At 60.8% G+C, this 12669-nt stretch carries 12 protein-coding genes; all 12 read right to left on the bottom strand.

Annotated elements, in window-relative coordinates:
* Positions 1-31: 31 nt before the first annotated feature.
* Complete coding sequence (locus AC1Q6J_RS03025; RefSeq protein WP_492277853.1) at positions 32-811, bottom strand: ABC transporter ATP-binding protein; 780 nt, start codon at positions 809-811, stop codon at positions 32-34.
* A gap of 10 nt (positions 812-821) precedes the next feature.
* The gene (locus AC1Q6J_RS03020) at positions 822-1580 is read right to left on the bottom strand and encodes an ABC transporter ATP-binding protein (protein WP_492277852.1); all 759 of its coding nucleotides are present in this window, start codon (positions 1578-1580) and stop codon (positions 822-824) included.
* Positions 1577-2728 carry a branched-chain amino acid ABC transporter permease gene (locus tag AC1Q6J_RS03015; RefSeq protein ID WP_492277851.1) on the bottom strand — a complete coding sequence of 384 codons (1152 nt, stop codon included), beginning with the start codon at positions 2726-2728 and terminating at the stop codon, positions 1577-1579. Before AC1Q6J_RS03015 ends, AC1Q6J_RS03020 begins: the two co-directional genes overlap by 4 nt.
* A gap of 10 nt (positions 2729-2738) precedes the next feature.
* A complete protein-coding gene (locus AC1Q6J_RS03010; RefSeq protein ID WP_492277850.1) occupies positions 2739-3614 on the bottom strand; it encodes a branched-chain amino acid ABC transporter permease in 876 nt (291 codons plus the stop codon).
* A gap of 242 nt (positions 3615-3856) precedes the next feature.
* On the bottom strand, positions 3857-5599 hold the full coding sequence (locus AC1Q6J_RS03005) for an ABC transporter substrate-binding protein (protein WP_492278151.1): 1743 nt from the start codon (positions 5597-5599) through the stop codon (positions 3857-3859).
* 264 nt (positions 5600-5863) lie between these two features.
* Entirely contained in the window at positions 5864-6190 is a 327-nt protein-coding gene (locus AC1Q6J_RS03000) for a DUF2160 domain-containing protein (RefSeq protein ID WP_492277849.1), read from the bottom strand.
* Positions 6191-6192: 2 nt separating this feature from the next.
* Positions 6193-6999 (bottom strand): carbohydrate ABC transporter permease, encoded by an 807-nt coding sequence (locus AC1Q6J_RS02995; RefSeq protein ID WP_492277848.1) that lies wholly within the window; start codon positions 6997-6999, stop codon positions 6193-6195.
* Entirely contained in the window at positions 6999-7901 is a 903-nt protein-coding gene (locus tag AC1Q6J_RS02990; protein WP_492277847.1) for a carbohydrate ABC transporter permease, read from the bottom strand. The genes AC1Q6J_RS02995 and AC1Q6J_RS02990 overlap by 1 nt, the downstream gene beginning before the upstream one ends.
* The gene (locus AC1Q6J_RS02985; RefSeq protein ID WP_492277846.1) at positions 7901-8986 is read right to left on the bottom strand and encodes an ABC transporter ATP-binding protein; all 1086 of its coding nucleotides are present in this window, start codon (positions 8984-8986) and stop codon (positions 7901-7903) included. The genes AC1Q6J_RS02990 and AC1Q6J_RS02985 overlap by 1 nt, the downstream gene beginning before the upstream one ends.
* On the bottom strand, positions 8973-10067 hold the full coding sequence (locus tag AC1Q6J_RS02980; protein WP_492277845.1) for an ABC transporter ATP-binding protein: 1095 nt from the start codon (positions 10065-10067) through the stop codon (positions 8973-8975). The genes AC1Q6J_RS02985 and AC1Q6J_RS02980 overlap by 14 nt, the downstream gene beginning before the upstream one ends.
* Positions 10064-11608: a glycerol-3-phosphate dehydrogenase gene (glpD, locus tag AC1Q6J_RS02975; protein WP_492277844.1), complete on the bottom strand. Its 1545-nt coding sequence runs from the start codon at positions 11606-11608 to the stop codon at positions 10064-10066. Before glpD ends, AC1Q6J_RS02980 begins: the two co-directional genes overlap by 4 nt.
* A gap of 236 nt (positions 11609-11844) precedes the next feature.
* On the bottom strand, positions 11845-12633 hold the full coding sequence (locus tag AC1Q6J_RS02970) for a DeoR/GlpR family DNA-binding transcription regulator (protein ID WP_492277843.1): 789 nt from the start codon (positions 12631-12633) through the stop codon (positions 11845-11847).
* Positions 12634-12669 lie beyond the last annotated feature (36 nt).

Raw genomic sequence — 12669 nt, 5'->3', positions numbered from 1 at the left:
GCTTTATCGCCGGGTCTTTATCGCCGGGTCTTTACCGCCACGTCTTTTTCTTCTTCCAGCGCCGTTCGCCTCGCGCACCGCTTTCCTTGGCGCCGAGGTAGAATTCCTGGATGTCCTGCGACATCATCAGGCGTTCGCAGGTGTCGTTCATCACCACGCGCCCGATTTCCAGGACGTAACCGTAATCCGCGGTCTCCAGCGCCACCTTCGCATTCTGCTCGACCAGCAGGATCGACATGCCCTGCTCCTTGTTGACGCGCTTGATGATGGTGAATATCTCCTTCACCAGGATCGGCGACAACCCGAGCGACGGCTCGTCGAGTAGCAGCAGTTCCGGGCGGTTCATCAGCGCGCGGCCGATCGCCAGCATTTGCTGCTCGCCCCCGGAAAGCTGTCCGGCAGGCTGGTTGATGCGTTCGCGCAGGCGCGGGAAATATCCGTAGACCCGCTCCAGATCGTCAGCGACACCGTCGCGGTCCTTGCGTGGATAGGCGCCCATCATCAGGTTCTCACGCACGCTGAGGAACGGAAACACCTCACGGCCCTCCGGCACATGGCTGAGGCCAAGGCGTACAATCTTGTCCGCCTCCATGCGCTGGATCGATTGCCCCTTGAATTCGATGGAGCCCTTCTGCGGATCGAGAATGCCCGAAATCGTCTTGAGCACCGTGGTCTTGCCCGCGCCGTTGGCACCGAGCAGCGTGACGATCTTGCCGCGTGGGACTTCGAGGCTGATGCCGCGGATGGCCATGATCGGCCCATAATAGCTTTCGATGTTGCTGAGCTTGAGAATGGTCTCGGGCGTGCTCATGACATCGTCCTCATGTGCCGAGATAGGCGGCGACGACATCGGGATGCGCCTGCACCTCGGCCGGCGCGCCCATGGCCAGCACCTTGCCGTAGTTCAGCGCGATCACCCGGTCGGAGACGCGGTTGACCAGCGTCATATCGTGTTCGACCATCAGCACGGTGATGCCAAGCTCGGTTTTCATGTCGCGGATCCAGAACGACATGTCGTCGGTCTCCTCCACATTCAGCCCGGACGAGGGCTCATCCAGCAGGATCAGCTTCGGCTCGGTGCATAGCGCGCGGGCCAGTTCGATCACCTTGCGCACGCCGTAGGGCAGCCCGGAGATGAGCTTGTCCCGATGGGCGGCAAGGTCAAGGAAATCAATGACCTGCTCGACGCGGCGGCGATGCGCTTTTTCGTCGCGGCGCACGTTCGGCAGAAACAGCAACTCCTGCCAGAGGCTGGTAGTGGAATGGCGGTGCCGTCCGACCAGAAGATTGCTGAGAACTGTGGCGTTCTCGAACAGCTCGATGTTCTGGAAAGTCCGGGCAATGCCCAGCCCGGCGATGCCATAGGCCGGCTCCTCGGTAATATCCAGATCCTCGAAATAAAGCCGGCCCGAACTCGGCTCGTAGAGCCGCGAGATCAGATTGAAAATCGAGCTCTTGCCGGCCCCGTTGGGGCCGATGATCGAGAGGATTTCGCCCTTCTCCACGGCGAAGCTGACGGAATCCACCGCCTTCAGGCCGCCGAAGTGGAGCGAGAGATTTTCGGCGCGGAAGCAGCTCATCGGTTCCGCTCCGATTTGACGTAGATCTTCTGCCGCTTGAAAGTCGCGCGCTTGTAGAGCGGGAAGAGCTGAAAGAAGAGCTTGATCTTCAGCCAGCGGCCGTAAATCCCGTAAGGCTCGAACAGAATGAATAGCATGATGATCAGGCCGTAGATCGCGCCCTTCAGGCCGTTGGCAGAGGCGATCGCCGCGACATTCGCCTTGATCTGCGCCACCTGCTCCGCGCCCGCACCGAACGTGGCGGCAAGACCCGCGATTACCCCGGGGATGTCATCCTTCAGAAAAGTCAGGAACGGATCGACCATCACGATGAAGATCGCGCCCAGCACCGCGCCGTGCAGACTTATCACGCCGCCGATGATGATCACCATGATGAACTCGATGGAGAGCTGAAGCGTGAACATCTCCGGGCTGATGAACGTGAGCTTGTGCGCGAACAGGCAGCCCGCAAGCCCCGTGATCGCCGCGCTGATGGCGAACGATTTCACCTTGTAGCGCGCGACATTGATGCCCATGCTCTTGGCCGCCGTCTCGCTGTCGCGGATGGCGACAAATGCACGCCCGGTCGGCGACCGCATCAGGTTGAGCGTGCCGATAATCACCAGCACCAGGAGGCCGAGACAAAGGTAGTAGAAAATCGGCCCGTCGCGCGGAATGCTGTTGCCCAATATCTGGATCGGACGCACGCGCATGCCTTCATTGCCATTGGTCACATGCTCCCAGCGCGCCATGATCTCCTCGACGATCAATGCGAACGAAATCGTGGCAATCACCAGATAGATGCCCTGCAACCGCAGCGCCGGGAATCCCACCATCGCGCCGATGATGCCGGTCAGAATGCCGGCGGCGAGGAAGTAGACCGGAAACGGTACGCCGAGCTGCTGCAAATAGGCGGTCGTATAGGCGCCAATCGCGAGAAACGCGGCGTGCCCTAGCGAAGCCTGGCCGGTGAAGCCGGTAAGGATCATCAGCCCAACGCCCACCGTCGCATAGATGCAGACGAACACCAGCTGACTCATGAGATAACTGCTGAGCGTGAACGGCGCGATCACCAGCAGCACCAGCAGCGCGCCGTAGGACCAGAGGTAACCGCTATGCGGGATCAGCCGGATGTCGTCATTGTAATCGGTTTTGAACAGAAACCGCATGCCGCGCCCCTCAGACTTTCTTCCGCACATGAATCCCGAAGATGCCTTCGGGTTTCAGCAGCAGCACCGCGAGCAGCACGATGTAGGGCGCGACGTCCTTCCATCCCTGCGGCAGATAAAAGCCGGCCATGCTTTCGATCACACCGATCAGAACCCCGCCGACCACGGCGCCGGGGATCGAGCCGAAGCCGCCGAGTACGGCTGCGGGAAATGCTTTCAAACCAAGCACGAGGCCGACGTTGGAATGGATGAAGGTGATCGGCGCCAGCAGCACGCCGGCGCAGGTCGCGACCGCGGCGCTGATCGCCCAGACGATCGAAACCACGCGCTTCACCGGGATGCCCATGTAGTAGGCGGCGAGCATGTTCTCGGAGCTTGCCCGCATCGCGGTGCCGAGCGTGGTCTTGTTGAAAAAGAGATACAGCACGCCGCAAAGAATGATCGTCGCGGCGATCACCGACAGCTTGTCGTGGGCCAACACCAAGCTGCCGAGCCGCAGCACGCCGTGACTGAACGGCGTCTCGATCTTGAGATCGTCGGTGCCCCAGATCATTCCGGCGACCGAGCGCAGGAAGAAGCCGAGTCCGATGGTCGCCATGATGATGGAGAACTGGGGATAACCGAGAATCGGCCGGACCACGAGACGTTCGGCCAGCATGCCGAACAGCGCCATCGCGGCGACCGCGGCGATGAATCCAAGCCAGTAATTAAAGCCGAGCAGACTGATGAAGGTGAAGGCGAAGAAGCCGCCCAGCATCATCAGATCGCCTTGCGCGAAGTTGACGACCTCGGTCGCTTTGTAAACAAGAACAAAGCCAAGTGCGATCAGGCCATAGACACAGCCGAGCGCAATACCGCTCACCAACTGCTGAACGAAGTCCAGCATTCCGGGTATCCCTCCCCCAACGTGCCGCGATTCTGTCGATCGCCTTGGTCACGTTGCGATCCTACCGATCGCCTCACTCATATCTTGTGTCGATTAGCTATGCGTTTTTGTGTACGCTTCCGGCAATCAGAACCAAACCGCGGCGACGTGTCAACAACAGCCGACAGAGTGCGCTGCATTAAAAAAAGGAAAAGGCCGGGATCGCTCCCGGCCTTTGTAAAGGTGCTCAGTTCTGTTGCAGCTTACTTGGCTGCGGCGCGCTTCGGCGGCGAGGCCGGCCACGACTTGATCAGCGTGTCGTAGTCGACGGTTTCGCCCTTCGGCTTTTCGTTCGCCAACTTGCGCTGCGGAGCAATGTTGCCGTCCTTCTCCGACTTGGCGAACCAGAACTCAGCCGTTTCCTTCTTGTTGAGCTTGGGTCCGCAGGCGCCCTGCACGCCCGACTTCTCGAGACGTTCAAGCACCGAGTCCTGGGCCGCAGCCAGCGAGTCCATCGCCGCCTGCGCAGTCTTCGCACCGGACGACGCATCGCCGATGTTCTGCCACCAGAGCTGGGCCAGCTTCGGATAGTCAGGCACGTTGTTGCCGGTCGGCGTCCACTGCACGCGCGCGGGCGAGCGGTAGAATTCGACAAGCCCGCCGAGCTTCGGCGCGCGCTCGGTGAAGGACTTGTCCCAGATGTCGGACTCGCGGGTAAACGTGAGACCGACATGGCTCTTCTTCAAGCTCACCGACTTGGAGTTGATGAACTGGAGATAGAGCCAGGCCGCCTTGCGGCGATCCGCCGGGGTTGACTTGAGCAAAGTCACCGAGCCGGCGTCCTGATAGCCGAGCTTCATGCCTTCCTTCCAGTACGATCCGTGCGGCGACGGGGCCATGCGCCACTTCGGCGTGCCGTCGGCATTCACTACCGGCAGACCGGGCTTCACCATGTCAGCGGTGAAGGCGGTGTACCAGAAGATCTGCTGGGCGATATTGCCCTGCGCAGGAACCGGGCCGGCTTCGGAGAAGGTCATGCCCTGCGCCTGCGGCGGGGCATACTTCTTCAGCCAGTCGAGATACTTGACGATCGAGTAGACCGCTGCGGGACCGTTGGTGTCGCCGCCGCGTTCGACGGACGAGCCGACCGGACGGCAGCCCTCCATGCGAATGCCCCACTCGTCGACGGGCTTGCCGTTCGGGATGCCCTTGTCGCCGTTGCCCGCCATCGACAGCCAGGCGTCAGTGAACCGCCAGCCGAGGGAGGGGTCCTTCTTGCCGTAGTCCATGTGACCATAGACCTTGACGCCGTTGATTTCCTTGATGTCGTTGGTGAAGAACTCCGCGATATCCTCATAGGCCGACCAGTTCACCGGAACACCGAGTTCGTAGCCATACTTGGCCTTGAACTTCGCCTTGTACTCCGGATTGGTGAACCAGTCGTACCGGAACCAGTACAGGTTCGCGAACTGCTGGTCCGGCAACTGATACAGCTTGCCGTCCGGTCCGGTGGTGAACGACTTGCCGATGAAATCATCCACGTCGAGCATCGGGTCGGTGACAGCCTTGCCCTCGCCCGTCATGTAATCCGACAGCACAACGGTCTGATTATAGCGGAAGTGGGTACCGATCAGATCGGAGTCGTTGATCCAGCCGTCATAGACATTCTTGCCCGACTGCATCTGCGTTTGCAGCTTTTCGACAACGTCACCTTCCTGGATCAGGTCATGCTTGACCTTGATGCCAGTGATTTCCGTGAAGGCCTTCGCCAGCGTACCGGCTTCGTACTCATGCGTCGTGATCGTTTCCGAAACGACATTGACGTCCATGCCCTTGAAAGGCTCAGCGGCCTTGATGAACCACTGCATCTCCTTCATCTGGTCTTCCTTCGATAGCGTCGAAGGCTGGAATTCCGCGTCGATCCACTTTTTCGCCGCCGCTTCATCAGCGAAAGCTGGCGCACTGATCGCAGCCGACGCCGCCATCAATGCCACCGCGCTTGTCATCGTCAAAAGACGATTCCTTTTTGTAACGTGTCGCATGGTTTCCTCCGTTGAAAACACAACCTCAGGTCCGGGTTGATCCCCGGATCTGCCTTTTCTCCACTTGCGTCCCGAAGCCGGCATTCGCATTACTCCGCAGCACGTTCCGCGCGAATGCCGGATTCGAAAGGACGCAAGCAAACTCACAATTCCAGTGATCCCTTGGTTCTGACATTCGTAAAAGTGCCGGCAAAAAATCTCATACGAATGTCAGAACCGGATCACCGGCTAGACGTTGCGAAATATAACAACAGCCGAGACGAGCGAAATTACGGTGGCGATCCACAAACTCGAAACCTCGACGCCCTCGCCGATTGGCAGCGTCGCAATCGGGTTCGTGCCCGCAAATGCAATCCACAAAAGATGAATGACCGCCGTGGCGATCAGCGAAATGAACAGCCTGTCGCCGCGTGTGGTCGGAATGCGCAGGATCCCGACCCGCTCGGCCTCGGGGTAACGCATCGCGAGCCAGGTCATGACTCCAAGCGTTCCAGCCAGCAGGCAGAAGAAGATCGCCGTTGGTGCCGTCCAGGCCATCCATGCGATGTGTTCCATGGTCACACCCGTCCAAGCGCGAAGCCGCGCGCGATATAGTTGCGGACAAACCAGATCACCAGCGCGCCCGGGATGATGGTCAGGACGCCGGCCGCGGCCAGCAATCCCCAGTCCATGCCGGACGCCGAAATCGTGCGGGTCATGGTCGCGGCGATCGGCTTGGCATTCACCGAGGTCAGCGTGCGCGCCAGCAGAAGTTCGACCCAAGAGAACATGAAGCAGAAGAACGCCGCGACGCCGATGCCGCTCGCGATCAGCGGCATCAGGATTTTCACGAAGAAACGCGGAAACGAATAGCCGTCGAGAAATGCGGTTTCGTCGATTTCTTTCGGCACACCCGACACGAAACCTTCGAGAATCCACACCGCCAGCGGCACGTTGAACAGGCAGTGCGCCAGTGCGACCGCCCAGGGCGTGTCGAACAGATTGATCGCCGAGTACAGGTTAAAGAACGGCAGCGCGAACACCGCCGGCGGCGCCATACGGTTCGACAGCAGCCAGAAGAACAAATGCTTGTCGCCGAGGAAGCGATAGCGCGAGAACGCATAAGCCGCGGGCAGCGCGAAAGAGATCGAGAGAACGGTGTTGATGATGACGTATTTCAGCGAATTGATGTAACCGGAGTACCAGCTCGAGTCCGTGAAGATGCGTTTGTAATGAACCAGCGTCGGGTTGTTCGGCCACAACGTCATGGTCGTGACGATTTCCGTGTTGGTCTTGAAGCTCATGTTGACGAGCCAGTAGATCGGCAACAGCAGGAAGATCAGGAACAATGACAGGATGATGCGCCGTCCGGGAATCGTATGCATCACGCGCCTCCCGCCGGTTGCGCGCGCTCATTGTCGGCGTTTGTCATCACTGTGTAGAACACCCAGCACACGATCAGAATGATGATGTTGTAGACAAGGGACAGCGCCGCGGCCTTGCCGAGATCGAACTGGCCGAGCGCGATCTTGACCAGTTCGATCGATACGAAGGTCGTGGAGTTGCCGGGCCCCCCGCCGGTAACGACGAACGGCTCGGTGTAGATCATGAAGCTGTCCATGAACCGCAGCAGCACTGCGATCAGCAGCACGCGCTTCATCTTGGGCAACTGGATCGCGGTGAACACCGCCCAGCGCGACGCGCCGTCGATCTGCGCCGCCTGATAATAGGCATCGGGAATGGATTTCAGGCCGGCATAGCACAACAGCGCAACGAGGCTGGTCCAGTGCCAGACGTCCATGACGATGATGGTACACCATGCGTCGAAGCTGTTCGACACATAGTTATAGTCGAACCCCATCTTGTTCAGCACGTAACCCATCAGGCCGATATCGGGACGCCCGAAGATTTGCCAGATGGTGCCGACCACATTCCAAGGAATCAGCAACGGCAGTGCGAGAATGACGAGACAAGCCGCGACGCGCCAGCCTTCGCGCGGCATCGACAGCGCGACCAGAATGCCGAGCGGAACTTCGATCGCGAGAATGATCGCGGAGAACAGCAGATTGCGTCCGAGCGACGCCAGGAAGCGGTCACCGAGATCGGTCGAGGGATCGAGCAACTCCTTGAACCAGCCCACCCCGTTCCAGAAGAACTGATTGTTTCCAAACGTATCCTGTACCGAATAGTTGACCACGGTCATCAGCGGCAAGATCGCGGAGAACGCCACGATCAGGAACACCGGCAGCACCAGGAGCCAGGCCTTGTTGTTGATCGTCTTGTCCATCACGCGCGCCCTTCGGCCAGAAGACTGTCGGCATAGACGTGAACATGGGCCGGATCGAACACCAGCCCGGCGGTGTTGTCGGGAACAGAGAAACCATTCGGCACGCGGGCAGCGAACTTCACGTCGCCGATGCGAACGCGCGCGAAGCGGACGCGGCCGAGATCATCGATCCGCTCGATCTGCGCCGACAGAAGCCCGGGCGCGGGCGCCGCGACATGCACGAACTCAGGCCGCACACCGATTTCAATTTTCGCGCCGAGCGGCAGGCTGTCGTAGGTCCGGTTCAGCCTGATGGTGTGGCCGTCGATCTTCGCCTCATTACCCTTTACCTCTGCCGGAACGATATTCATGCCGGGCGAGCCGATGAAATATCCGACAAAGGTATGCGCCGGTTTCGCGAACAGTTCTTCCGGCGTCCCGCTCTGCACCACGCTGCCATCGTGCATCACCACCACGGTGTCGGCAAAGGTCAGCGCCTCGGTCTGATCGTGGGTGACGTAGATCATCGTGAGATCCAGCGCCTGATGCAACGCCTTGAGCTTCGAACGCAGTTCCCATTTCAGGTGCGGATCGATCACCGTCAGCGGCTCGTCGAACAGCACCGCCGCTACATCCGAGCGCACCAGACCGCGGCCCAGCGAGATCTTCTGCTTGGCGTCGGCGCTGAGCCGCACCGCCTTGCGGTTCACGTAGGGCGTGAGATCGAGCAGCTTGGCGATTTCCTTCACCCGCGCGTCGATCTCGTTTCGCGGCAGTCCTCGGTTCTTGAGCGGGAACGCGAGATTCTCGCCGACCGTCATGGTGTCGTAGATCACCGGGAACTGGAATACCTGCGCGATGTTACGCTCGCGCGTAGTGGAGCGCGTGATGTCGGCGCCGTCGAACAGCACCTTGCCGTGCGACGGCGTGACGATGCCAGAGATGATGTTCAACAGCGTGGTCTTGCCGCAACCAGACGGACCCAGCAGCGCGTAAGCGCCGCCCTGCCGCCAGGTCATGGTCATCGGCTTCAGCGCATAGGATGCCTGGTCGGCGACGTTGCCGCCGTAGGAGTGCGCCAGATCGACAAGATCAATGCGAGCCATGCGAGTGTCCCGCCGGCGCGGCGACGAGCCGGCCGGATTGATCGAAGATGAAAAGGTCGTTCGGATCGAGCACGGCATCCAGTTCCTGCCCCGGCAGAAACTCGTGGATGCCGGGCAGCACCGCGACCCAGTTGTAACCGTCTCGCTTGAGATGCACGAAGCTCTCGGAGCCGGTGATCTCCGTCACGCTGACCGTCGTGACGAACGCATGGCGGCCGGAAGAAGTGCCCGCAACCTCGAGCTGGTGCGCGCGGAAACCGACCTGATAGGCCCCGTCGCTCAAGCCTTCGTAGAGACCCGCCACCGACGCGCGTTCGCCGCCGGAATAGAAGATCGATCCGTTTTTCTTCTCGATGCCGACCGTGTTGAGCGGCGGATCGGAAAATACTTCCGCCACTTCCACCGTGTCGGGACGCCGGTAGACCTGTGGCGTCGCACCGGCTTGCAGCACCCGTCCTTCTCCCATGCAGATCGTGCGGCCGCCCAGCAGCAAAGCTTCCGAGGGTTCGGTTGTCGCATAGACGAAGATCGCGCCGGACTCCTCGAAAATGCGCGGCAGTTCGGTGCGCAGTTCCTCGCGGAGTTTGTAGTCGAGGTTGGCGAGCGGCTCGTCGAGCAGCACGAGGTCCGCGCCTTTCACCAGCGCCCGCGCAATAGCGGTGCGCTGCTGCTGGCCGCCTGAGAGCTGCAACGGCGTCCGGTTGAGATAGGGTTCGAGCTTCAGAAGCTTTGCTGCGTTCCTGACGCGGGTCTCGATCGCGTCACGCGCGACGCCCTGCACACGCAGCGGCGACGCGATATTCTCGTAAACCGTCAGCGTCGGATAGTTGATGAACTGCTGGTAGACCATCGCCACCGAGCGCTTGCGCACGTCGAAACCGGTGACGTCGTTGCCGTCGACAAGCACACGGCCGGAGGTCGGCTTGTCGAGGCCCGCGAGCAACCGCATGATCGAGGTCTTGCCTGCCAGCGTCGGGCCGAGCAGCACGCTCAAGGTGCCGCGCTCAAGCGTCAGCGAGACATCGCGAATCCAGGGAACGCCGTTGACCTCGCGCGAAACCTTTTCGAGGGTGACGCTCATGCACGGCCTCCCGCTTCCTTCAGCGGCCGGTCGAGGCCGCTGCGATGCGTGGCGATCCAGTCATCGAGCGCCTTCACTTCATCGGTTGTCAGACGCAGACCCAGCTTGGACCGTCGCCAGACGATATCCTCGGCGGTGCGCGCAAACTCGTGCGCGATGAGATAACGGACTTCACGCTCCGTCAGCGTGTCGCCGAACAACCGTCCGAGCTCCGCCGCCGACGACGCCTTGTCGAGAACCTTGCTGGCCCGCGTACCATAGGCGTGTGCGAGACGGAGCGCGAGGGAGCGCGACAGGAACGAATTGTCGCGGATCAATTCATCCGCCAGCGCCGGGATCGCAGACACATCAAGGTCGCCGCCGGGTAGCGGCGTTGTGCCAGACCAGCCGGCCGGCTTCGCCTTGCCCGGCAGATATTGCTCCAGCCGCTCCAGCGCCTCTTCGGCGAGACGCCGATAGGTGGTGATCTTGCCGCCGAAGATCGACAGCAGCGGCAACCCGCCCGGCGCATCGAACTCGAAGACATAGTCCCGTGTCGCGGCTTTCGCTTCACTGGCGCCGTCGTCATAAAGCGGGCGCACGCCCGCATAGGCCCACACGACATCCGCCGGCTTCACCTGCTTGGCGAGATAGTCATTCACGGATTGGCACAGATAAGCGATTTCTTCCGCCGACGCCGTTACCTTGGACGGATCGCCGTCGTAATCGCGATCCGTGGTGCCGATCAGCGTAAAATCGTTCTGGAACGGGATGACGAAGACCACGCGGCCATCGCTGTTCTGGAACGTGTAGGCGTTATCGTGGTCGTAGAGGCGCGGCACGACGATGTGCGAGCCCTGCACCAGACGCACCTTGGCCTTGGCATTGATGCCTGCACGCCGGCTCAGAACATCCTCGACCCATGGGCCGCCGGCATTGACCAGCGCACGCGCCTTGATGCTGCTTTGCGCTCCGGTGACGGTGTCCTCGAGTATCACTTGCCAGCAATCGTCCAATCGCCGTGCCTGAACCGCGCGGGTTCGTGTGCGGATCACCGCGCCGCGATCCGCTGCGTCACGAGCGTTGAGTACCACGAGACGCGCATCGTCGACGAAGCAGTCCGAATACTCGAAACCTTTTGTGAAGCGGCCCGGCGCCAGTGGCTGGCCGACCGGATCGCACGTCAGATCGACCGTGCGCGTCGCCGGAAGCAGGCGTCGTCCGCCCAGATAATCGTACATGAAGAGACCGAGCCGCAGCAGCCAGGCCGGACGCAGACCGGCGTGATGCGGCAACACGAACCGCAGCGGACGGATGATGTGCGGGGCGATCTGCCACAACACCTCCCGCTCCAGCAGCGCCTCGCGAACCAGACGGAATTCATAATACTCGAGATAGCGAAGGCCGCCGTGAATGAGCTTGCTCGACCACGACGACGTGCCACTGGCGAGATCGTTCATCTCGCACAGGAATACGGAATTGCCCCGGCCCGCGGCGTCACGGGCGATGCCGCAGCCGTTAATGCCTCCGCCGATGATTGCGAGGTCGAAAACCTGGTCCAACGTCTCCCCCGGCGCTCGCTACTTTCATTTATAGCGATTTCGCTTTCGAATTGGATTAAATCACAACTTGAAACGAAAGCAAGCGACATGATGATTTCGCGGGAAAGCACGCCATCACTCAGAAAAGTGAAGATATATGAGTTAGTTAAGGGTTTCGTGGCAACCCAGGGGCAAGGCGCGCTAACTGTCCACGAGCCGAAAGCCGAGCCCGGCAAAAAAACAAGCAGCGGCAGCTATCAAGTCACGTCGGCGGGTTTGTCCGGCATCGCCGCGATGACGTCGATGCCCCTGCTGTTGCAAATGGCCTGAAGGCTGGCGGGCAGCGGCAGATCGGTCACGAATGTATGGATCTGGCTGAGATGCGCGATGCGAACCGGCGCGTTGCGGCTGAGCTTGGTGCTGTCGGCCACCAGCATCACACTGCGCGCATTGGCGATGATCGCCTGCGCGGCCTGCACCTCGCGATAGTCGAAATCGAGCAGCGCGCCCTCCTCGTCGATCGCGGACGCGCCGATGATGGCGTAGTCGACCTTGAACTGCGTAATCAGGTTATTCGCGGTCGATCCGATCACCGCGCCGTCCGCACGCCGCACCGTGCCGCCGGCGACGATCACCTCGATCCGGGGGTGGCGATAGAGCAGCATCGCCACGTTAAGATTGTTGGTGATGACCAGCAGATCCTCATGCGCCGTCAGCGCGCTCGCGACTTCTTCCGTCGTGGTGCCGATATTAATGAACAGCGAGCAGCCGTTGGGAATTTGCGCCGCCGCCGCCGCACCGATGGCTTTCTTTTCCTCCGCTGCGACGAACCGCCGGGCCTCGTAGGCGAGGTTTTCGACGCCCGAAGCGATGATCGCGCCGCCATGAACCCGCGTCATCGAACGGCGATCGCACAGATCGTTCAAGTCCTTGCGGATGGTCTGCGCTGACACTTCAAAGCGCCGCGCCAGATCCTCCACCGTCACCCGCCCGGAGGCGCGCGCGATGTTCAGGATGTCGGACTGGCGGTTGGAAAGCTCGGTCATTCAGCACCTTAACCCGTATCGGGCAATGGTGCTGCG

This window comes from Afipia sp. MLSD5-FHT05B12, assembly GCF_058793355.1.
Note: the sequence above shows the minus strand (reverse complement) of the source record. Positions and strands in the feature narration are given on the sequence as shown.